The organism is Rathayibacter sp. PhB151, assembly GCF_004366415.1.
Lineage (GTDB): Bacteria > Actinomycetota > Actinomycetes > Actinomycetales > Microbacteriaceae > Rathayibacter > Rathayibacter festucae.
Map to the genome: position 1 here is coordinate 209,968 of NZ_SOEN01000007.1, position 21,756 is coordinate 231,723.

A 21,756-nucleotide genomic window follows, 5' to 3' on the forward strand; every position below is an offset into this window, starting at 1 on the left:
TCGCCGACTGCTTGGATACGGGATCGACGTGGCGTGACGAGGAGAAGGAGCCGGCGTGACTCGGAAGGAACGACCCGAACTCCGGAAGGATCAACCGGGCGTCTCGATCCCTCTGGTCATGTTCGCCCACATGGCAGTCCTCCTGTTCCTGGCCGCGGTGCCGCACCAGCCGCCGTGGTGGATCGTCCTCTCCGCGGTCGCGCTGATCGGAACGGGGATCGGCGCCTTCTCCGACTCCCGCAGATATCGACGGAAGTACCTGGAGAAGCAGCGACGGCGCGGCCCGTCCTGACGGCACGACCTCTCCTCGCTTCTCCAGCGGGTGTCCCCGGACTCGTAGAATCGAGGGTCACGGAAGGACGACGGCATGGCAGGCAGAGCCCCGGCGCGCGGCAAGGCGGCCCCCTCGAAGGCGGCGATCCCGCAGCTCGCGTGGAACCAGACCCGACCCGCTCCGATCGTGCTGATCACCGGTCCCGAGCAGTTCCTCGCCGACCGGGCACTGCGGTTCCTCCGAGAGTTCCTGCGCGCCGAGGACCCGAGTCTCGAGGTCAACGACATCGACGCCGGCGGCTACGCGCCGGGGGAGCTGCTGACGCTGGCGAGCCCGTCGCTGTTCGACGAGCCGCGGCTGCTGCGCGTCTCCAACGTCGAGAAGTGCTCCGACGCGTTCCTCGTCGAGATGATCGAGTACCTCGCCCAGCCCGCGGACGGCGCGACGGTCGTGCTGCGGCACGGCGGTGGGAACCGCGGCAAGAAGCTGCTCGACGCGATCCGCTCGGGCACCGGCGGCGGCATCGAGATCGTCTGCGCCGAGCTCAAACGGGAGAGCGACAAGGTCGACTTCGCGATCGCCGAGTTCCGCACGGCGGGGCGCACGGCGACCACCGGTGCGGTGCGGGCGCTGGTGTCGGCGTTCTCGGACGACCTGGACGAGCTCGCCTCGGCCTGCCAGCAGCTCGTCTCCGATGTCACCGGTGACATCACCGAGGCGACGGTCGCGAAGTACTACGGCGGTCGGGTCGAGACCACCGCGTTCACGGTCGCCGATGCCGCGATCGCCGGCCGGCACGGGGAGGCGCTCCTGGGGCTCCGGCACGCGCTGGCATCGGGTGCGGATCCGGTGCCGATCGTCGCGGCGTTCGCGAGCAAGCTGCGCACGATGGCGAAGGTCGCCGGGTCCCGCGAGGGGTCCGGTCAGATCGCCTCGCGGCTGGGCCTCGCGCCGTGGCAGGTGGACCGCGCTCGCCGCGATCTGGCGGGCTGGACCGGCGAAGGCCTGGGCACGGCGATCCTGACCGTCGCGGAGGCGGACGCGAACGTGAAGGGCGCGACCCGCGACCCGGTCTTCGCGCTCGAGCGCATGGTGTCGGTCATCTCGGCGCGCGGGGTCTGACGCTCGGCACTTCTCCTGCCGGGGGCGGTGGGTCTCGATACGCCCCTGCGGGGCTACTCGACCAGCATGCACGTGCCCGGCCCGCGACGCGGGCTCCTTCGACCAGCACGCATGTGCCGGGCCCGCCGTGCAGAATCATGCTGATCGAGTAGCCCGCGGAGCGGGCGTATCGAGATCCGACCCGTCAGCACCGCCGGATTCTCAGGGGATGTAGGTCTGCCGGTTCTCTGGGTCGAAGTGGAAGACGGCTCCGCCGAAGAGCAGCTGCGCGCCGCCGAGCCCGATGACCGACGCGACGATCACCGCCGTGCCGGCGATGACCAGCGCCGATCCCGGATAGGCCCTGTGTGCGAGAACGAGGAGCACGATCAGCCCGACGACGTGCGCGACGGCGACCGGTATTCCTCCGACGGTCTCCCCGAAGCCCGCCATCGTCGTCCCCGCGGCGAGGGCCTTGCCCTGCTCCGACTGCGCCTTGGCCATCGCGAAGCCGAACCAGCACCAGGAGAAGAGCGCGGCGGGGACGCCGAGGCAGGCCACGGTCCAGAAGCCGATCCGCGCCCGGCTCTCGGAGGTCCGCGGTCGGGCGGGAGAGGTCGTGGCGTCGAGCGGTGCGGCCACCGTCAGCCCGCCTCGATCAACCGGGTGAGTCGATCCGCGGCGGAGGAGATCGTCGAGACGGCGACGAGCGTGACGACGCAGGCGACGCCCCAGAACCAGGTGCGGCCGGGAGCATGCGCGCGACGGCGGTCGAAGGCGAGCCACCAGGCCGCGACGACGGAGACGAGCGCGGCGATCACCGAGCCGAGGGCCATCCTGACCCAGTCCGCAGCCTCGGGCTCCGTCCAGGAGTTCGTCCCACCCACGATCGCGGTCGGCACGACGATCATCCCGAGCAGTCCGAGGAGGATCGCCCTGTCCTGGCTCAGCGGCTTCACCGTCTCCGTGCTGGTCATGATCCCCCGATCGCGCGCGGGCAGCTCCAGCGAGAACGGTCCGTTGTTGCGACGCTACCGGACGTCCTTGCGGTGGTGGGTCTCGATACGCCCCTGCGGGGCTACTCGACCAGCATGTGGTCGCCTCCAGGCTCATCAACCAGCATGTGGTCGCCCGCGGGGCCACTCGACCAGCATGTGGTCGCCTGTGGGGCGACTCGACCAGCATGAGGTCATGCGGGCTCGCGCTGCGCGGTGTCCTGGCGAGCCGGCGCCGGTGGTGCTGGAGCCGCGGCCTCGCAGGCGAACAGGCGATTCGCGTGCCAGCGAATCGTCGTAGCCGGATCGCGACCCGCTCCTCCCAGCGCGACCACGCCGGGAAGCCGACCGCGCGACGGACGACGAGGAACGAGGAGTCCGTCGACGGCTCACGGCAACGACGAAGGGCCCGGCCAGAGGCCGGACCCTTCGTCGTTGCCGTGAGCCCAGAGGCTCAGAGCGCGGCGACCTGCTTCGCGATGGCCGACTTGCGGTTCGCGGCCTGGTTCTTGTGGATGACGCCCTTGCTCGAGGCCTTGTCGAGCTTCTTGGCGGCGAAGGCGAGCGCGGTGGCGGCCTTCTCGGTGTCGCCGGCGGCGATGGCGGAGTGCACCGCGCGGACGGCGGTCTTCAGCTCGCTCTTGACGGCCTTGTTGCGCTCGTTCGCCTTCTTGTTGGTGAGGTTGCGCTTGATCTGCGACTTGATGTTTGCCACGTCTATTACCTTCTTCTCGGATGTGTGTGCAGCCGGCTACTCGACGGAGTGCCCCTTCCGGTGGCGTGGAAACGCCATCCCGGTGCGACTGGAGGTCGCCGGCTTCTGAATCACTCCACACACGCCAATGGTGGAGCGCAAGCCAACAAGGAACTTTAGCGCACCCGCCGCCACCCTTCAACCGCGCCGCGCCCGCCGCCCACGCCCCGTCCCCTCCCGCGAGATGCCACTTGTGCACGCGACACGCCGCGCGAGGCGTACGCAAGTGGCATCTCGCGGGAGGAGCCCGCCAGTAGCCTGACCAGCGATGCCCCGACTCGCCGATCACATCCCCGCCGTTCCGCCCTCGGGCATCCGCCGGCTGTTCGAGATCGCCCTCCGCCTGGACGGCGTGACGCTGCTCGCCGTGGGGGAGCCCGACGTCGCCGTCGCACCGCACATCATCGAGGCGGCCCGCGCCGCCTGGGCTGCGGACGACACCGGCTACGGCCCGAACGGCGGCCTGATGGAGCTGCGGCGCGCGATCGTCGACAAGCTCGTTCGCGACAACGGGTTCCGCGCCGACGTCGAGCAGGTCTGGGTGACGGTCGGCGCCACGCAGGCGCTCTACCAGGCGATGACGCTGACGCTCGGCCCGGGCGACGAGGTGCTCCTGCCCGACCCCGGCTACACCACCTTCACGATGAACGCGCGGATGATCGGCGCCGTCCCGGTGCCCTACACGCTGCGTGCCGAGAACGGCTTCCTCCCCGATCTCGACGAGCTCGAGCGGATCGTCACCGACCGCACCCGCGCGATCATCGTGAACAGCCCGTCGAACCCGCTCGGCATCGTCCTGCCGCGGCCGATGCTCGAGCGGCTGCTGGACTTCGCGCGCCGCCACGACCTCTGGATCATCAGCGACGAGGTCTACGAGTGCTTCACCTACGGCCGCCCGCACGTGAGCCTCGCCGCGCTCGCGCAGGAGGCCGGCCACGACGACGACCGCGTCTTCAGCGTCTTCTCGCTCTCGAAGACCTACGCGATGACCGGCGTCCGCGTCGGCTACCTGGTCACCCCGCCCGGCCTGACCTCGACGATGGTCACCGTCCAGGAGGCGTCGATCAGCTGCGTCGCGACGCCCGACCAGCGCGCGGCCCTCGCGGCGCTGACCGGACCGCAGGACGCGGTCGCCGACGCCTCCGCGCACTACCTCGCCAACCTGCGACTCGCGACGGCACTGCTCGACGAGCGCGGCATCCGCTTCCGCGAGCCGGAGGGCGCCTTCTACCTCTGGATCGACGTCTCGCACGCGAGCGACGGCGACGTCGCCTCCTGGGCCGAGGCCTTCCTGCTCGAGACCCTCGTCGCCGTCGCGCCGGGCAGTGCCTTCGGGCGCACCGGTGAGGGCTGGATCCGCGTCTGCCTCGCCGCCGACCCCGCCGACCTCGAGCACGGGCTGCGCGCCCTGCCGGCCCCGATCGCGGCGGCGAGCGCATGAGCGCCGACGACGTCCTGGTCCGCCGGGTGCGCCCGGAGGAGTACGCCGAGGTCTCCCGACTGCGCCTCGCCGCGTACGCCCACGACTACGAGCTGGGGGAGGAGTACGCGGCGGACGTCGCCGACGTCGCCCGGCACGACCGCGAGGGCGAGGTCTGGGTCGCGGAGGAGGCCGGCGCGATCCTCGCGACCGTCACCACCGCGGCTCCCGGCGCCACCCTGTACTCCCTCGGCCGCCCGGGCGAGCTCGACTGGCGGCTGCTGGCGGTCGCTCCGGAGGCGCGCGGTCGCGGGCTGGGCCGCCTGCTCACCGAGTTCGTGGTCATGCTCGCGGTCGAGCGGGGACTCCGGCGCGTGGTCATGAACAGCGGCACCGACATGCTGGCCGCGCACGCCCTCTACGAGAGCATGGGCTTCGTCCGGCTCCCCGAGCGCGAGAACCCGCCCGGGATCGAGCCCACGCGCACCTACGGACTCGACCTCTAGAGAGGACTGCCCGCAGAACATCAGCGGAGAGCCGCGCTCGTCGCCGATCGGCGACGAGTCCCCTCCACAGCTGACGTTCTGCACCGCATCCGGCCGGTCCCGGCCCCTCGCCCGCCGCCGCACCCCGGCCGTGGGACACTGGACGCACGATGTCTCCACGTGCACACCTCGGGCTCGAGCCCGCCGCGACCGATCCGGCGTCCATCCGCAACTTCTGCATCATCGCCCACATCGATCACGGCAAGTCCACCCTCGCCGATCGCATGCTCGGCATCACGGGCGTGGTCGAGGACCGCGCGATGCGTGCGCAGTACCTCGATCGGATGGACATCGAGCGCGAGCGCGGCATCACGATCAAGTCGCAGGCCGTGCGCATGCCCTGGGAGCGCGACGGACAGACCTTCGCGCTCAACATGATCGACACCCCCGGTCACGTCGACTTCTCCTACGAGGTCAGCCGCTCGCTCGCCGCCTGCGAGGGCGCGATCCTGCTGGTCGACGCCGCGCAGGGCATCGAGGCGCAGACCCTCGCGAACCTCTACCTCGCGCTCGAGAACGACCTGGCGATCATCCCGGTCCTCAACAAGATCGACCTCCCCGCCGCCGACCCGGAGAAGTACGCGGCCGAGCTCGCGAGCCTCATCGGCGGCGACCCGGCCGACGTCCTCCGCGTCTCCGGCAAGACCGGCGTCGGCGTCGAGGCGCTGCTCGACCGCGTCACCGAGCTGGTGCCCGCGCCGGTCGGCGACAGGAACGCTCCCGCTCGCGCGATGATCTTCGACTCCGTCTACGACTCCTACCGCGGCGTCGTCACCTACGTCCGGATGATCGACGGTCAGCTCTCGCCGCGCGAGAAGATCCAGATGATGTCGACGCGTGCCACTCACGAGATCCTCGAGATCGGCGTCTCCAGCCCCGAGCCGGTCTCCACCAAGGGCCTCGGCGTCGGCGAGGTCGGCTACCTGATCACCGGCGTGAAGGACGTCCGCCAGTCGAAGGTCGGCGACACCGTCACCACCGCGTCCAAGCCCGCCACCGAGGCGCTGCCCGGCTACACCGAGCCGCTGCCGATGGTGTTCTCCGGTCTCTACCCGATCGACGGCAGCGACTACCCCGACCTCCGCGAGGCACTGGACAAGCTCAAGCTCTCCGACGCGGCGCTCGTCTACGAGCCCGAGACCTCGGTCGCGCTCGGCTTCGGCTTCCGCTGCGGCTTCCTCGGCCTGCTGCACCTCGAGATCGTCACCGAGCGGCTCGACCGCGAGTTCGGCCTCGACCTGATCACCACGGCGCCGTCCGTCATCTACGAGGTGACCACCGACGACAAGAGCACCGTCACGGTCACCAACCCGAGCGAGTTCCCGGTCGGCAAGATCGCCAGCGTCACCGAGCCGATCGTCCGGGCCGCGATCCTCGCGCCGAAGGACTACGTCGGCACGATCATGGAGCTCTGCCAGAGCCGCCGCGGCACGCTGATCGGCATGGAGTACCTCGGCGAGGACCGCGTCGAGATCCGCTACCACATGCCTCTCGGCGAGATCGTCTTCGACTTCTTCGACAACCTCAAGTCGAAGACGGCCGGCTACGCCTCGCTCGACTACGAGCCCGCCGGCGACCAGGAGGCCGACCTGGTGAAGGTCGACATCCTGCTGCAGGGCGAGCAGGTCGACGCGTTCAGCGCGATCGTCCACCGCGACAAGGCCTACGCCTACGGCGTGCTGATGACGGGGCGGCTGCGCAAGCTGATCCCGCGCCAGCAGTTCGAGGTGCCCATCCAGGCCGCGATCGGCGCCCGCATCATCGCGCGCGAGTCGATCAGCGCGATGCGGAAGGACGTCCTCGCCAAGTGCTATGGCGGTGACATCACCCGCAAGCGCAAACTGCTCGAGAAGCAGAAGGAGGGCAAGAAGCGCATGAAGATGGTCGGCCGCGTCGAGGTCCCGCAGGAGGCGTTCATCGCCGCCCTGAGTGGTGACGTCGAGACGAAGGACAAGAAGTGAGCGTCCGGCGCTCGAGCTTCGAGGGGCAGCCGCAGGTCACCTACGCGGCGGTCGGCGGCACGCTCGCGCCGGACCTGCTCGAGTACCCGCCGGACGGCTTCACCGCCGAGCGGTTCGAGGCGCGCCTGGGCTCGGGGGCCGAGCGCTTCGCGATCACGACCGCGTCGCTGATGACGTGGGGCGTGCAGCGCGGCAGCGGCATCGCCGTCACCGACATCACCGCCGGCAGCGGCGTGCAGTACACGGGTGTCAACTTCGACTCCGCCGGCACGCCGATCGACCTCGCCAGCCGCCCGACCGAGGAGCAGTTCTCGGCGGACGGGACGCCGTACATCACCGCCGGCGTGACGGCCGTGCTCAAGATCACGCTGCTCGGCCGGACGGTGAACGCTCCCGTGCGTGTCGTCTACGTCGTGGACGAGCCCGATCAGGTCGGCTTCGCCTACGGCACCCTCGAGGGCCACCCGGAGAGCGGCGAGGAGTCCTTCGTGGTCGAGAAGCGCGCCGACGACTCCGTCTGGCTCGTCATCCGCGTGTTCTCGCGGCCCTCCACCGCTCTCTACCGCCTCGGCACCCCCGTCCTCCGGGTCGTGCAGAAGCGGCAGGTCAAGAAGTACCTGCGCGCGCTGCTGCCGGCGCGCGTCAGCTGACGTGGGCAGCGCCCTCCCGCTCGCCGACCCGGCCCCGCTCGACGGACTCCTGCCGGCCTCCGTCGCCGACGGCGTGGAGACCCGCGACCTCGGGCTGTACGTGCACGTCCCGTTCTGCCGGGTGCGCTGCGGCTACTGCGACTTCAACACCTACACCGCGACCGAGCTGCGCGGCGCGAAGCAGCAGGACTACGCCGACGAGGCGATCGTCGAGATGGCGCTCGGCGAGGGTGTGCTCGCGAGCGCCGGGCTGCCGAGGCGTCCCGCGGCGACCGTGTTCTTCGGCGGCGGGACTCCGACGCTGCTGCCGGCCCGCGATCTGGTGCGCATGCTCGACGGGCTCCGGCGTCACTTCGGCATCGCCGACGGCGCCGAGATCACCACGGAGGCGAACCCGGACTCGGTCGACGCCGCCTACCTCCGCGAGCTGGCCGACGCCGGGTTCACCCGGGTCAGCTTCGGGATGCAGTCGGCCGTGCCGCACGTCCTCGCGACGCTCGAGCGCACCCACGATCCCGAGCGAGTGCCGCTCGTCGTCGAGTGGGCGCGCGAGGCGGGGCTGCAGGTCAGCCTCGACCTGATCTACGGGACGCCGGGGGAGTCGCTGGCGGACTGGGAGCGCTCGCTCGACTCGGCACTGGCCAACCGGCCCGACCACCTCTCGGCGTACGCGCTGATCGTCGAGGACGGGACGAAGCTGGCGCGGCAGATCCGCCGCGGCGAGGTGGCGACTCCGGACGACGACCTGACCGCGGACATGTACGAGCTGGCGGATGCTCGGCTCGCTGCGGCCGGCTACTCCTGGTACGAGGTGAGCAACTGGGCGCGCGACGACGCGCATCGGTCGCGGCACAACCTGTCCTACTGGCTGGGGCACGACTGGTGGGGCGTCGGGCCCGGTGCCCACAGCCACGTCGGCGGGGTGCGCTGGTGGAACGTGAAGCACCCGGCGGCCTACGCCGAGCGGCTGCACTCCGGCTCCTCGCCGGCCGCCGGACGGGAGACGCTCGACGCCGCGACCCGCCGGGTGGAGGACGTGCTGCTGCGCTCGCGCCTGGCGGACGGGCTGCCGATCGACGCGATCGACCCGGAGCGGCGCCGCGAGGTCGCGGGGCTGATCGCCGACGGCCTCGTCGACGGCCGGGCGGCCCTCCGCGGGCGCCTCGTGCTGACGCTGCACGGCCGGCTGCTGGCCGACGCGGTCGTCCGCCGCCTGACGGACGGCTGAGCCGGACCGCTCCATGCTGATCGAGTAGCCCGCGGAGCGGGCGTATCGAGATCCGCCGTTGGATGGACGTGGGTCTCGATACACCGCCTGCGGCGGCTGCTCGACCAGCATGTGGCCCCGCCTGCGGCGGCTGCTCCTCTTCATGCTGATCGAGTAGCCCGCAGAGCGGGCGTATCGAGATCCGCCCTCCGAGGGACGTGGGTCTCGATACGCCGCCTGCGGCGGCTACTCGACCAGCATGGAAGCGGCGGTCGGCCGATGAGCGAGGCGGGCCGCCGCGGCGTCCTACTTGAAGAAGGGGATGCTCAGCGGGTACGTGTAGTACTCGCCGGCGCTGGCGCGCACCGAGGCGATGATCGCGAAGACGATCACGAGGATCGGCACGACGAGGAAGACGATGAAGCCGACGAGCACGAAGCTCAGGATCGTTCCCGCCACGTAGGCGATCAGGGTCGTGAGGTGGAAGTTCAGCGCCGTCTTCGCGTGCGCCTCGAGGAAGGGCCCGCGGCCCTTGAAGACGAGGTAGACGATCAGCGACGGGATGAAGCTGAAGAAGATGCCCGTGATGTGGGTGACGATCGCCCAGGTCTTCTCGTCGGCCGGGTTCAGCGGCGGGGCGGGCGTCGAGTAGGCGGGCGGCGGGGGCGGGGTGGCCGACATGGTGATCTCCATCTCAGGAATCGGCGCGTCGGGCGACCCCGGGCGCTCGGCGTCCATCGTGGCAGAGAGCGAGTCGCGACGGGGCGGATCCTGGGCGAGCCCCGCCCTCCTTCCTCCTGCGCGGTTATGATTGGCACTCAATCTCGCGGAGTGCCAAGCTCCGCGCGGCGCCACGGCGCCGAGGTGGTCGTGCCGCGAGGCACCCGGAGTCCGGCGGGAGGTCGGTCGTATGGTGACGGAGCGCGGTCTCCAGGTCCTGCGCGTGATCGTGCAGGACTACGTCGCGAACCGCGAGCCGGTGGGCTCCAAGTCGATCGTCGAGCGCCACGCGTTCGGCGTCTCCGCGGCGACCATCCGCAACGAGATGGCGCAGCTCGAGGAGGAGGAGCTGATCGCGGCCCCGCACACCTCCTCCGGCCGCGTCCCCACCGACAAGGGCTACCGCCTCTTCGTCGACCAGCTGACCGACCTGCGCCCGCTGACCGCGGCGCAGCGGCAGGCGATCGAGACCTTCCTCGGCCAGAGCCCCGACCTCGACGAGGTGCTCGTGCGGACGGTCCGGCTGCTCTCGCAGCTCACCAACAGCGTCGCGCTCGTGCAGTACCCCTCCTTCGGCGCGGCGCGCATCCGTCACGTCGAGCTGGTCGCCCTCGCCCCGCGGCGGCTGCTCTCCGTGCTGATCACCGACACCGGCCGCGTCGACCAGCGCGTGCTCGAGACGCCCGAGGACGTCGACGAGCTGCTGCTCGGCGAGATCCGGGCGAAGCTCAACACCGCCGTCCTCGGTCTCGGCCTCGCGGCCGCGGCCGAGACGCTGCAGAGCGCGACCGAGCAGTTCAGCCCGGAGCGCCGCGCCGTCGTCGACCCGGTGGTGCAGACGCTGCTCGAGCAGGTCGGCGCGAACCGGCAGGACCGCCTGGTGATGGCGGGCGCCGCGAACCTGGTGCGCACCGAGGAGGACTTCTCCGGCAGCATCTACCCCGTTCTCGAGGCGATCGAGGAGCAGGTCGAGCTGCTGCGCCTCTTCGCCGAGATGACGCCGGACCCGCGCGGCATCTCGGTCCGCATCGGCCGCGAGAACGCGCCGTTCGGCCTGCAGGAGACCTCCGTCCTCACCAGCGGCTACAACACGGCCGGCGGCCAGGTCTCGCGCCTGGGGGTCCTCGGACCGATCAGGATGGACTACTCCGGCAACATCGCGGCGGTCCGCGCCGTCGCCCGCTACCTCTCCCGCCTCCTCGGCGAGGAATGACCCGCTTCCAGACCCTCGCCGGAACCCCGGCTCCCGACAGGTCCGCCGCGCCCGGCGCACCGACCACGAACGAAGGACGAAGCCCCCTGTGGCCGATCACTACGAAGTCCTCGGCGTCGACCGAGACGCCTCCGCCGACGAGATCAAGAAGGCGTACCGCCGGCTCGCGCGCGAGCTGCACCCCGACGTCAACCCGAGTGCGGACGCGTCCGAGCGGTTCAAGCTCGTCACGCACGCCTACGACGTCCTGAGCGACGCCCAGCAGCGCCAGCAGTACGACCGCGGCCCGCAGGACGGCTTCCCCGGCGGTGGCGGGCAGGGCTTCGGCGGCTTCGGCGACATCTTCGAGACGTTCTTCGGGCAGGGCGCGCAGGGCTCCTCGCGCGGCCCGCGATCGCGCCGGGAGCGCGGCCAGGACGCGCTGCTGCGTGTCGAGGTATCACTCGACGAGGTCATCTTCGGCACTCACCGCGACCTCGAGGTCGACACGGCCGTGCTCTGCGAGACCTGCCAGGGCTCGTGCTGCCAGCCGGGCACCTCGCCGGTCACCTGCGACATCTGCCACGGCTCAGGCCAGATCCAGCGCACCGTCCGCTCGCTGCTCGGCAATGTGATGACGGCCAGCCCCTGCGGCACCTGCCGCGGCTACGGCACCGTCATCGCCACTCCGTGCTCCACCTGCCAGGGCCAGGGCCGGGTCCGCGCGCGCCGGACCATCCCCGTCGACGTCCCCGCGGGAGTCGACACGGGCCTGCGCCTGCAGATGCCCGGCAGCGGCGAGGTCGGCCCGGCCGGCGGCCCGAGCGGCGACCTCTACCTCGAGATCAAGGTCAAGCACCACGACATCTTCAGCCGCAACGGCGACGACCTGCTCTGCACCCTCGAGGTGCAGATGACGGACGCGATCCTCGGCTCGACGACGACCCTCGCGGCGCTCGACGGCGACATCGAGATCGAGGTCAAGCCGGGCACGCAGAGCACCGAGATCGTCACGATCAAGGGCCGCGGCGTCACCAAGCTGCGCGGCAACGGCCGCGGCGACCTCCGCGTCGGCATCCAGGTGGTCACCCCGACCAAGCTGGGGCACCGCGAGCGCGAGCTGGTGCAGGAGTTCGCCAAGCACTACAAGCCGCAGAAGCCGGCTCTTACGCACTTCCAGCAGGGGCTGTTCTCCAAGCTCCGCGACCGCTTCCTGGGCTGACCGGCGTAGGCGTGGCGCACCACTACATCGACGAGTCGCTCGACTCCGGGGACTTCGTCGCAGGCGGCCGGCTGGAGCTCTCCGGCGCGGAGGCGCGCCACCTCGCGACCGTGAGCCGGATCCGCGCGGGCGAGAGCGTCCGCATCGGCGACGGCCGAGGCCGGGTCGCCGTGGCCGTCGTCGAGAGCGCGGAGGCGTCGCGTGTCGTCCTCGCGGTCGTGTCGGTCGAGGAGGTGCCCGCGCCGAGCCCGCGCCTCGTGCTCGTGCAGGCACTCGCGAAGGGCGACCGCGACGAGCTGGCGATCCAGGCGGCGACCGAGCTCGGCGTGGACGAGGTCGTGCCGTGGCAGGCCGCCCGCAGCGTCTCGCGCTGGTCGGGCGTCAAGGAGGAGAAGGGCCGCGAGCGCTGGCGCAGCATCGTCCGCGAGGCGAGCAAGCAGTCGCTCCGCGCCCGGGTGCCGGAGGTGTCGGCGGTCGTCGGCCTCCGCCAGCTCGTGGAGCGGGCCGCGACGGCGCGTGTGCTCGTGCTCGAGCCCTCGGCCGAGGAGCGGCTCACCGCGATCGAGCCGGACGGGCGCGACCTCGTGCTCGTCGTCGGCCCCGAGGGCGGCATCGCGGCGGAGGAGCTGCGCGCCCTCGCCGACGCGGGTGCCGAGGCCGTCGCGCTCGGCGACTCCGTCCTGCGCACCTCCACCGCCGGCCCGGCCGCGATCGCCGTGCTCTCGGCCCGTCTCGGCCGCTGGTGATCCCCGCCGATCCGCGCGCCCTGGGCGAACGCGCCCCCGTCGTCGCCCTCGCCCCGTTTAAGATGGATGCATGACCGAGCCCACTGTCTTCACGCGCATCGTCCGCGGCGAGATCCCCGCCGACGTGGTGTTCGAGAACGAGCGGATCCTCGCGATCCGGGACATCGCGCCGAAGGCGCCCGTCCACCTGCTGATCTTCCCCAAGACCCCCGAGTACGCGAACGTCGCCGAGCTCGCCGCGGGCGATCCGGAGCTCCTCGCCGAGATGGCCGTGGTCGCGCAGACCCTGGCCGACGCGCACAGCAACGGCCACTTCCGCCTCGTCTTCAACTCCGGCGAAGAGGCCGGTCAGACCGTGTTCCACGTCCACGCCCACGTCCTGGGCGGCCACCTGACGGAAGGCTCCCTTGCCACCGGTTGATCACGCGGGCGATCGCTCCGCGGACCAGAACCCCACTCGAACCGGCTCGACGGAGCCGTCGGTCCCGCAGAGCGACGCGGACCGGACCACCGGCGGGACCCATCGCGTCATCGCCGTCGACGGAATCGCCATGGTGCGCCTCCTCGGACCCCAGGACCGCCTCATCCGGGCGGTCGAATCGCGATTCCCCGACGTCCGGGTGCACGTGCGCGGCAACGAGGTGACCCTCGACGGCGAGGGCGCCCCCGTCGCCGCGGCGGCGCGCCTGGTGGAAGAACTGGTGCTCATGACGGCAGGCGGCCACGACCTCGACCCGGAGGGCGTGCGCGAGTCCGCGCGCATCCTCGAGAACGGCGGGCCGGTGCGTCCCGCGGACGCGTTCGGCCAGGCGATCCTCACGGCGCGCGGGAAGAGCATCCGCCCGAAGACCCTGGGGCAGCGCGAGTACGTCGACGCCGTCGATCAGAACACGATCGTCTTCGGCATCGGCCCGGCCGGCACCGGCAAGACCTACCTCGCGATGGCCAAGGCGGTGCAGTCCCTGCAGCGCAAGGAGGTCGAGCGGATCATCCTCACGCGCCCCGCGGTCGAGGCGGGGGAGCGGCTGGGCTACCTGCCCGGCTCGCTCACCGACAAGATCGACCCGTACCTGCGCCCGCTCTACGACGCGCTGAACGAGATGATGGACCCGGAGATCGTGCCGAAGCTGCTCGCGGCGGGCACGATCGAGGTCGCGCCGCTGGCCTACATGCGCGGCCGCACGCTGAACTCCTCGTTCGTCGTGCTCGACGAGGCGCAGAACACGACGCCGGAGCAGATGAAGATGTTCCTCACCCGCCTCGGCTTCGGCTCGAAGATGGTGATCACGGGCGACATCACCCAGGTCGACCTCCCCGCCGGCTCCAGCGGTCTCCGCCTGGTGACCCGGGTGCTCGACGACATCGACGACATCCACTTCGCCCGGCTGACCAGCGAGGACGTGGTCCGCCACAGCCTCGTCGGCCGGATCGTCGACGCGTACACCGAGTACGACCAGCAGAAGCAGGCGCAGAGCTTCGAGCGCGAGCAGGCCCGCGAGTTCGCGGCCCGCGCCGAGCGCCGGGCGGCCACCCGCTCGACCGGCGACGCGCAGCCCAAGCGCCCGCGCGCCTGAGCGCCGTACCACCGCCTCCCGCCCCGCCGAGCCCCTCCCGATCGAAGGAACACCGCACCCCGTGAGCATCGAGATCAACAACGAGTCGAGCATCCCCGTCGACGAGGCGACCCTGCTGCGCCTCGCGGGCTACGCGCTCGACTCGATGCACGTGCACCCCGACGCCGAGCTCGCCATCGTGCTGGTCGACGAGGGGGCGATGGAGCAGCTGCACGTGCAGTGGATGGACGAGCCCGGCCCGACCGACGTGCTGAGCTTCCCGATGGACGAGCTGCGCCCCGGCACCGAGGACGAGCCGACCCCGGCCGGCCTGCTCGGCGACATCGTGCTCTGCCCGCAGGTGGCGCAGAGCCAGGCCGAGGCCGCCGGCCACTCCGTGCTCGACGAGCTGCTGCTGCTCACGGCCCACGGGCTGCTGCACCTGCTCGGCTTCGACCACGCGGAGCCCGAGGAGGAGCGCGAGATGTTCGGCATCCAGCGCGACATCCTCGTCGGGTTCCACATCAGCGAGCGACGCCGCTAGGCCCGGCGTGCTCACCGTCCAGCTCCTCATCGCGGCCCTCGGCCTCGTCGCCCTCGGCGGCTGGCTCGCCGCCACCGACGCCGCGCTCGGCGTGCTCTCCCGCAGCGACGTCCTCGAGATGGCGAACCACTCGCGCAGCTCGCGCGCCCTGCGGGCCATCGCCGGCGACATGAGCGCGCACGTCAACGTCGTCAACTTCACCCGGATCGCGGCCGAGACGACCGCCGCGGTTTTCGTCACCACCGTGCTCGTCGTCGTGGTCGACGCGCTCTGGCTGGCGCTCCTGCTCGCGATCCTGATCATGGCGGCCGTCTCGTTCGTGCTCGTCGGCTCCAGCCCGCGCAGCGTCGGGCGCGCCCACGCCCGCGCCGTGCTCGGCTCCAGCGCCTCGCTCGTGCACGTGCTGCGGGTCGCGCTCGGCCCGGTCGCGCACGGTCTCGTCGCGCTGGGCAACCGGGTCACCCCGGGCACCGGCCGCTCGGCCGGCTTCTCCTCCGAGGAGCAGCTGCTCAGCATGGTCGACGAGGCGACCGAGCAGTCGGTCCTCGAGCAGGACGACCGCGAGCTCATCCACTCCATCTTCGAGTTCAACGACACGCTGGTGCGCGAGGTGATGGTGCCGCGGACCGACATGGTGACGATCGAGGCCGGCGCCTCGGTCGGCGCCGGCATGGGCCTGCTGCTCAGTCGCGGCATCTCCCGGCTGCCCGTCATCGGCGACGGCGTCGACGACGTGCTCGGCGTGCTCTACCTCCGCGACGTCGCCCGGCACACCTACGAGCGCCCGGACGACGACGACTCCGCGGCCGACCTCGCCCGCCCGGCGCTGTTCGTGCCGGAGTCGAAGAAGGCCGACGAGCTGCTGCGCCAGATGCAGCTCGAGTCCAACCACCTCGCCATGGTGGTGGACGAGTACGGCGGCATCGCCGGGCTCGTGACGCTCGAGGACCTGATCGAGGAGCTCGTCGGCGACATCTCGGACGAGTACGACCGCGAGGTCGACCTCTTCGAGGAGATCGAGCCCGGCGTCTACCGCGTCTCGGCGCGGCTGCCCGTCGACGAGCTGGGCGAGCTGTTCGAACTCGACCTCGAGGACGACGACGTCGACTCGGTAGGCGGACTGCTCACCAAGGCCTACGGCCGCCTGCCCGAGCGCGGCGCGACCGCGCGGATCGACGGGGTGATCCTCGAGGCCGAGCAGGCGGATCCCCGCCGCGGCACCATCTCGACCGTCATCGTGCGGCGCGATCCCGACTACGATCCCTCAGGCGAGACCGGCACCGGACCGGTCGCGATCGTCGCCGAGACAGACCACCAGGACGAGGACGCACGATGACCGACCCCAGCACTCCCACGACCCCCTACCGGGCGGGCTTCGTGTCGTTCGTGGGCCGCCCGAACGTCGGCAAGTCCACGCTCACCAACGCGCTGGTCGGCGAGAAGATCGCCATCACCAGCTCGAAGCCGCAGACCACCCGCCGCGCCATCCGCGGCATCGTGCACCGCCCCGACGGCCAGCTCATCGTGGTGGACACCCCTGGCATCCACCGCCCGCGCACGCTGCTCGGCGAGCGGCTGAACTCCCTCGTCACCTCGACCCTCGGCGACGTCGACGTGATCGGGATGCTCTTCCCGGCCGACGAGCCGATCGGCCCCGGCGACCGCTTCATCAACGAGCAGCTCGAGGCCTTCCCGCGCGCCCGCAAGGTCGCGATCGTCTCCAAGGTCGACCTCTCCTCGAAGAAGTCGGTCGCGAAGCAGCTGCTCGCCGTCTCCGAGCTGCGCGAGTGGGACACCATCGTGCCGATCTCGGCGGTCACCGAGGAGCAGCTCGACGTGCTCGCGGTCGAGCTGCTGCGCCTCATGCCGGTCTCGCCCGCGCTCTACCCCGAGGAGGCCGTGACCGACGAGGACACCGGCTCGCGCATCGCGGAGTTCATCCGCGAGGCCGCGCTCGAGGGCGTCTCGGACGAGCTGCCGCACTCGCTCGCCGTGACCCTCGACGACATGGTCGAGCGCGAGGACGGCTCCTTCATCGACATCTACGCGAACGTCTTCGTGGAGCGCGACAGCCAGAAGGGCATCATCATCGGCAAGGGGGGCCAGCGCCTGCGCGAGGTGGGCGCGGTGTCGCGCGAGCAGATCGAGCGGCTGCTCGGCCGGCGCGTGTTCCTCTCCATCCGGGTGAAGGTCGCCAAGGAGTGGCAGCGCGACCCGAAGCTGCTCGGCCGCCTCGGCTTCTGAGCCGGTGAGCGCGGCGCCGGATCGGCAGGGGGACGGCAGTCACTCTGCCGGACGACGCCCGGCGGCGACCTCGCCGCGTAGCGTGGGGCTCATGCGTGCGCTCCTGGATCGTCCGGCGACGCTCCCGATCGCGGGAGCCCTGCTCGGGGTCCTCCACCTCGGACTGAGCGCGGCCGGCCTGATCGCGCCGGAGCACCTCAGCGGCGGCCTGCTGATCGCGCTCGGCCTCGGCCTCGCGGCCTTCCTGCCGGCCCTCGCGCCGTCCCTGATCGCCGTCGGGGCGGTCACCGGCGGCGGGATCCCGCTCCTCGGCGTGCCGGTGGACGGTGTCCTGGTGGGCCTGCTCGTCCTCTGGTCCACCGCGCGTCGGCTCGGTCCCTGGACGCGGACGCTGACCCTCGTCGGCGCCCTCCTGCTCGCGGGCGTCGCCGGGCTGGTCGCCGCACTGAGCGGGACCGAGCTGCTGCTGCCGCAGGAGGAGAGCGCCGACCAGGTCCTGCTCTTCCGCGCCGTCGCCGCACTGGTCGTCGCCGCCCTCCTCGCCGGCGCGGAGGTCCTGGTCTGGCGCGCCGGGGTGCGGCGGCCGGTCGGTCCCGACGACAGGATCGATGCACTCGTGGTGCGCGTCGCCGGTCCGCAGGACGGCTTCGCCGTCGGAGCGGCCGGCTGGCAGGCGCTCCTCCTGCTGCTGATCTCGACCGTGCCGTTCGCGGCGCCCGACGGCTCGCTCCAGCCGGTCGTCGGCGGAGTGCTGGCGGTCGCGCTGGTCCTGCACCGCCGGGCGCCGGCACTCTCCCTCACGATCGCCTGGGGCGGGGCGCTCCTGCAGATGGGTCTGCAGCTGGCACCGGGACCGGTCGACCTCGCGATCCTCGCGGTGCTCTTCGGCACCGGTGCGTCCGAGCGGCGCCGGGTGCGCGCGGCGGGAGCCGTCTCCGCGGTGCTCGGCGCGATCGTGGCCGTCGTCTACCTGATCATCGTCTTCCGGCTCGTCCAGTCCATCCCCTCGCCGATCCTGACCGGGGGAGCGGTGTTCGGCGGGATCCTCGCCACGCTCGGCCTCTCCTGGACGGTCGGCCTGCTCTCCCGCTCGGTGCGGCGAGCGCGCGAGGGGCAGGCCCTCCGCGCCGAGGCCGAGCGCGAGCGTGCGGCGGCGCAGCGCGAGCTGGACACGGTCGAGGAGCGCAACCGCATCGCCCGCGACATGCACGACGTCGTCGCGCACTCGCTCGCCGTCGTGATCGCGCAGGCGGACGGCGCCCGCTACCTCGGCGCGTCGAGCCCGGAGCAGACCGACGCCGCCCTGCTCACCATCTCCTCGGTCGCCCGCGACGCGCTCGGCGACGTCCGCGTCCTCCTGGCTCAGCTGCGGCACAGCCAGAGCGACGGACCGCAGCCGGAGGCGCGTGACCTGCCGGCACTGCTCGAGAGCGTCTCCGGAGCCGGGACGCAGCTGCGGTCCGAGCTCGAGGTCGACCTCGAGACCGTGCCGCGCGGCATCGGCCTCGCGCTCTACCGCATCGTGCAGGAGGCGACGACGAACGCGCTCCGGCACGGCCGGCCCGGCTCCCCGCTCGACGTCGCGCTCCGCCGCGAGTCCGGCGAGATCGTCCTCACCGTCCGCAACGCGCGCTGCGCCGACGCGGAGGCCGCCGCTCGCGTGCCCGGGGAGGGGCACGGGCTCGTCGGGATGCGCGAGCGCGCCGCTCTCGTCGGCGGCGTCCTCCGCGCCGGCCCCGAGGGCGACGACTTCGTGGTCGACGCGCACCTGCCCGCCCCCACTTCCACCGCCCTGCCCGTCGCCTCTGGAGGCCACCCCGCATGACCGACACCATCCGCCTCGTCCTCGTCGACGACCAGGCGCTCTTCCGCGCCGGCATCCGCATGCTGCTCAGCTCCCAGCCGGACCTCGAGGTGGTCGGCGAGGCGTCCGACGGCGCGGAGGGCGCGGAGCTCGTCGGCCGGCTGGCCCCGGACGTGGTGCTGATGGACATCCGGATGCCGGGGGTCGACGGCATCGAGTCGACGCGCCGGATCCTCGCCGACGCCGCGGAGAAGGACGTGGAGCCGCCGCGCATCCTGGTGCTCACCACCTTCGACCTGGACGAGGCGGCCGCCCGCGCGATCCGCGCCGGGGCGAGCGGCTTCCTGCTCAAGGACACCGAGCCGGGCTTCCTGCTCGCCTCCGTCCGCACCGTGCACGCCGGCACCGCGGTCGTCGCCGCCTCCGCGACGAGGGAGCTCTTCGAGCACTTCGGCGCGCCGGGGAGCGGCCGCGAGACTCCCGCCGCGTTCGGCACGCTGACCGACCGGGAGCGCGAGATCTTCCAACTCGCCGCGCGCGGCCTCAGCAACACCGAGATCGCCCGGGCGGAGTTCCTCAGCGAGGCCACGGTCAAGACGCACATCAGCCGCACGCTCGGCAAGCTCGGGCTGCGCGACCGGGTGCAGCTCGTCGTCTACGCCTACGAGAACGGGCTCGTCGCCTGAGCCGGCCCGCGCGCCGCACTGCCGCGCCGGGGTGCCGACCCGCGAGCGCAGTGCTACCGTGGTCGCGTGCGCATCGGTCTGCTCCTTCTTAGCCGCCGCGACGAGATCTGATCCTCAGGCCCTCCTCGTCGCGGAGTCCGTCGTCGGCTGAACCAGACCCATCGTCACCACAGACCACCCGCGTGGTTCGATCCGCATCCGGATCCCCGCGAGACGAGAGACAGGCGCGTCCGCGCGCCGGGAGAGCACCCTCATGAAGAACACCCAGAAGCCGTCGTCGCTGCCGATCGGCAAGTACAAGCCGTTCCACGAGCAGATCGTCGTGGAGCTGCCCGACCGCACCTGGCCGGCCAAGCGCATCACCACGGCGCCGCGCTGGTGCGCCGTCGACCTCCGCGACGGCAACCAGGCGCTGATCGACCCGATGAGCCCCGAGCGCAAGCGGATCATGTTCGACCTCCTGGTCCGGATGGGCTACAAGGAGATCGAGGTCGGCTTCCCGAGCGCCAGCCAGACCGACTTCGACTTCGTCCGCAGCCTCATCGAGGAGGACGCGATCCCGGAGGACGTCACCATCCAGGTGCTGACCCAGGCCCGCGACCACCTGATCGAGCGCACCTACGAGTCGATCCGCGGCGCCCGCCAGGCGATCGTGCACCTCTACAACTCGACCAGCGTGCTGCAGCGCGAGGTCGTCTTCCGCAAGGACCGCCAGGGCATCATCGACATCGCCCTCGCCGGCGCGCGCAAGTGCCGCGAGATGGAGGCGTCGGTGCCCGGCACCGCCGTCTACTACGAGTACTCGCCCGAGAGCTACACCGGCACCGAGCTCGACTTCGCCCGCGAGATCTGCGATCGCGTGGTCGAGGTCTTCGAGCCGACTCCGGAGCGCAAGGTCATCCTCAACCTGCCCGCCACGGTCGAGATGGCGACGCCGAACGTCTACGCCGACTCGATCGAGTGGATGTGCCGCAACCTCGCCCAGCGCGAGAACATCATCGTCTCGCTGCACCCGCACAACGACCGCGGCACCGCGGTCGCGGCGGCCGAGCTGGGCTACCTGGCCGGCGCGGACCGCATCGAGGGCTGCCTCTTCGGCAACGGCGAGCGCACCGGCAACGTCGACCTGGTCGCGCTGGGCGTGAACCTGTTCACCCAGGGCATCGACCCGCAGATCGACTTCAGCGACATGGACGGCATCAAGCGCACGGCCGAGTACTGCAACCAGCTGGCCGTGCCGGAGCGCAGCCCCTGGGCCGGCGACCTGGTCTTCACCGCGTTCAGCGGCTCGCACCAGGACGCCATCAAGAAGGGCTTCGAGGCGATGGAGGCCGAGGCCGAGCGCACCGGCGTCAGCCGCGACGAGCTGACCTGGGCCGTGCCGTACCTGCCGGTGGACCCGAAGGACCTCGGCCGCTCCTACGAGGCGGTCATCCGCGTCAACTCGCAGTCCGGCAAGGGCGGTGTCGCGTACCTGCTGAAGACCGACCACGCGCTGGACCTGCCGCGCCGCCTGCAGATCGAGTTCTCCGCGGTCGTGCAGGCCAAGACGGACGCCGAGGGCGGCGAGGTCACCAGTGAGCAGATCTGGACGATCTTCCAGGACGAGTACCTGCCCGCGCCCGCGCACCGCGCCGAGGACAAGTGGGGCCGCTTCGAGCTGGCCCGCACGAGCACCTCGAGCGACCTGGGCGGCTCGATCGCCCTCGACGCCGTGCTGCGCGTCGGCGACGAGACGGTCACGGCGAGCGCGACCGGCAACGGCCCGATCAACGCCTTCGAGGCGGTGCTGGCGCAGCACGGCGTCGAGGTCCGCGTCTTCGACTACGTCGAGCACGCTCTCAGCGCCGGCGGCGACGCGCTGGCCGCCTCCTACGTCGAGTGCTCGGTCAACGGCCGCACCCTCTGGGGCGTGGGCGTCGACGCCGACATCTCGACCGCCTCGCTGAAGGCGATCGTCTCGGCCGTCAACCGCGCCCTCCGGGAGGAGGCCCCGGACCGCGAGCTGGCGACGGCCTCGGCCTGACGCTCGCGCTGGGCGGCCGCCGAGGCGGCGCGGCCCGTTCCCTGCCTGCGAGTCGCCCGCGGAGCGGGCACGCCATGCTGGTCGAGTAGCCCGCGGAGCGGGCGTATCGAGA

Annotated in this window: 22 protein-coding genes; 18 read left to right on the plus strand and 4 right to left on the minus strand. The window is 71.7% G+C overall.

The genetic code is table 11. The annotated features are described in order from the left end of the window. The first annotated feature begins 130 nt into the window (after positions 1–130). Positions 131–292 carry a hypothetical protein gene (locus EDF35_RS20765; protein ID WP_166674049.1) on the plus strand — a complete coding sequence of 54 codons (162 nt, stop codon included), beginning with the start codon at positions 131–133 and terminating at the stop codon, positions 290–292. Positions 293–367: 75 nt separating this feature from the next. After that, on the plus strand, positions 368–1,396 hold the full coding sequence (gene holA / locus EDF35_RS08305; RefSeq protein WP_133961790.1) for a DNA polymerase III subunit delta: 1,029 nt from the start codon (positions 368–370) through the stop codon (positions 1,394–1,396). Between the two features lie 201 nt (positions 1,397–1,597). Here holA and EDF35_RS08310 read toward each other — a convergent pair whose 3' ends face one another. The 3 genes from EDF35_RS08310 to rpsT form a co-directional block, all read right to left on the minus strand. Beyond that, a complete protein-coding gene (locus tag EDF35_RS08310) occupies positions 1,598–2,017 on the minus strand; it encodes a hypothetical protein (protein WP_133961791.1) in 420 nt (139 codons plus the stop codon). 2 nt (positions 2,018–2,019) lie between these two features. Beyond that, the gene (locus tag EDF35_RS08315) at positions 2,020–2,352 is read right to left on the minus strand and encodes a hypothetical protein (protein ID WP_133961793.1); all 333 of its coding nucleotides are present in this window, start codon (positions 2,350–2,352) and stop codon (positions 2,020–2,022) included. Positions 2,353–2,824: 472 nt separating this feature from the next. Next, positions 2,825–3,085: a 30S ribosomal protein S20 gene (gene rpsT / locus EDF35_RS08320; protein WP_123445612.1), complete on the minus strand. Its 261-nt coding sequence runs from the start codon at positions 3,083–3,085 to the stop codon at positions 2,825–2,827. A 307-nt stretch (positions 3,086–3,392) separates the two neighbouring features. Here rpsT and EDF35_RS08325 point away from each other — a divergent pair, with 307 nt between their 5' ends. The 5 genes from EDF35_RS08325 to hemW all read left to right on the plus strand — a co-directional run bounded on the left by EDF35_RS08325 (position 3,393) and on the right by hemW (position 8,928). After that, positions 3,393–4,565 carry an aminotransferase class I/II-fold pyridoxal phosphate-dependent enzyme gene (locus EDF35_RS08325; protein ID WP_133961795.1) on the plus strand — a complete coding sequence of 391 codons (1,173 nt, stop codon included), beginning with the start codon at positions 3,393–3,395 and terminating at the stop codon, positions 4,563–4,565. Continuing rightward, positions 4,562–5,050, plus strand: coding sequence for a GNAT family N-acetyltransferase (locus EDF35_RS08330; protein WP_133961797.1), 489 nt, complete (start codon positions 4,562–4,564; stop codon positions 5,048–5,050). The genes EDF35_RS08325 and EDF35_RS08330 overlap by 4 nt, the downstream gene beginning before the upstream one ends. A 149-nt stretch (positions 5,051–5,199) precedes the next feature. Then, positions 5,200–7,050 carry a translation elongation factor 4 gene (lepA, locus tag EDF35_RS08335; RefSeq protein WP_133961799.1) on the plus strand — a complete coding sequence of 617 codons (1,851 nt, stop codon included), beginning with the start codon at positions 5,200–5,202 and terminating at the stop codon, positions 7,048–7,050. Then, on the plus strand, positions 7,047–7,700 hold the full coding sequence (locus EDF35_RS08340) for a DUF1990 domain-containing protein (protein ID WP_123445616.1): 654 nt from the start codon (positions 7,047–7,049) through the stop codon (positions 7,698–7,700). The genes lepA and EDF35_RS08340 overlap by 4 nt, the downstream gene beginning before the upstream one ends. 1 nt (position 7,701) lies before the next feature. Beyond that, on the plus strand, positions 7,702–8,928 hold the full coding sequence (gene hemW, locus EDF35_RS08345; protein ID WP_133961801.1) for a radical SAM family heme chaperone HemW: 1,227 nt from the start codon (positions 7,702–7,704) through the stop codon (positions 8,926–8,928). A 285-nt stretch (positions 8,929–9,213) separates the two neighbouring features. Here hemW and EDF35_RS08350 read toward each other — a convergent pair whose 3' ends face one another. Further along, positions 9,214–9,588: a DUF4870 domain-containing protein gene (locus EDF35_RS08350; RefSeq protein ID WP_123445997.1), complete on the minus strand. Its 375-nt coding sequence runs from the start codon at positions 9,586–9,588 to the stop codon at positions 9,214–9,216. Positions 9,589–9,817: 229 nt separating this feature from the next. On the opposite strand from EDF35_RS08350, the gene hrcA reads away from it, so the two are divergent. The 11 genes from hrcA (at position 9,818) to leuA (ending at position 21,644) form a co-directional block, all read left to right on the plus strand. Then, a complete protein-coding gene (hrcA, locus tag EDF35_RS08355) occupies positions 9,818–10,840 on the plus strand; it encodes a heat-inducible transcriptional repressor HrcA (protein ID WP_123445618.1) in 1,023 nt (340 codons plus the stop codon). A gap of 88 nt (positions 10,841–10,928) precedes the next feature. Then, on the plus strand, positions 10,929–12,041 hold the full coding sequence (gene dnaJ / locus EDF35_RS08360; protein ID WP_123445619.1) for a molecular chaperone DnaJ: 1,113 nt from the start codon (positions 10,929–10,931) through the stop codon (positions 12,039–12,041). An 11-nt stretch (positions 12,042–12,052) separates the two neighbouring features. Beyond that, positions 12,053–12,787 (plus strand): 16S rRNA (uracil(1498)-N(3))-methyltransferase, encoded by a 735-nt coding sequence (locus EDF35_RS08365; protein ID WP_133961803.1) that lies wholly within the window; start codon positions 12,053–12,055, stop codon positions 12,785–12,787. Positions 12,788–12,857: 70 nt separating this feature from the next. After that, complete coding sequence (locus tag EDF35_RS08370; protein WP_133961805.1) at positions 12,858–13,208, plus strand: histidine triad nucleotide-binding protein; 351 nt, start codon at positions 12,858–12,860, stop codon at positions 13,206–13,208. Between the two features lie 130 nt (positions 13,209–13,338). Then, on the plus strand, positions 13,339–14,361 hold the full coding sequence (locus EDF35_RS08375; RefSeq protein ID WP_123445998.1) for a PhoH family protein: 1,023 nt from the start codon (positions 13,339–13,341) through the stop codon (positions 14,359–14,361). Between the two features lie 61 nt (positions 14,362–14,422). After that, the gene (gene ybeY, locus EDF35_RS08380; protein WP_123445622.1) at positions 14,423–14,884 is read left to right on the plus strand and encodes an rRNA maturation RNase YbeY; all 462 of its coding nucleotides are present in this window, start codon (positions 14,423–14,425) and stop codon (positions 14,882–14,884) included. A gap of 7 nt (positions 14,885–14,891) precedes the next feature. Then, positions 14,892–16,220 carry a hemolysin family protein gene (locus EDF35_RS08385; protein ID WP_133961807.1) on the plus strand — a complete coding sequence of 443 codons (1,329 nt, stop codon included), beginning with the start codon at positions 14,892–14,894 and terminating at the stop codon, positions 16,218–16,220. Then, positions 16,217–17,128, plus strand: a complete 912-nt coding sequence (gene era, locus EDF35_RS08390) for a GTPase Era (protein WP_123732108.1) — start codon at positions 16,217–16,219, stop codon at positions 17,126–17,128. Before EDF35_RS08385 ends, era begins: the two co-directional genes overlap by 4 nt. A gap of 91 nt (positions 17,129–17,219) precedes the next feature. Continuing rightward, positions 17,220–18,953: a histidine kinase gene (locus tag EDF35_RS08395; protein ID WP_133961809.1), complete on the plus strand. Its 1,734-nt coding sequence runs from the start codon at positions 17,220–17,222 to the stop codon at positions 18,951–18,953. Continuing rightward, on the plus strand, positions 18,950–19,618 hold the full coding sequence (locus EDF35_RS08400; RefSeq protein WP_133961812.1) for a response regulator transcription factor: 669 nt from the start codon (positions 18,950–18,952) through the stop codon (positions 19,616–19,618). Before EDF35_RS08395 ends, EDF35_RS08400 begins: the two co-directional genes overlap by 4 nt. Positions 19,619–19,871: 253 nt before the next feature. Further along, positions 19,872–21,644 carry a 2-isopropylmalate synthase gene (gene leuA, locus EDF35_RS08405; RefSeq protein WP_123735455.1) on the plus strand — a complete coding sequence of 591 codons (1,773 nt, stop codon included), beginning with the start codon at positions 19,872–19,874 and terminating at the stop codon, positions 21,642–21,644. Positions 21,645–21,756 lie beyond the last annotated feature (112 nt).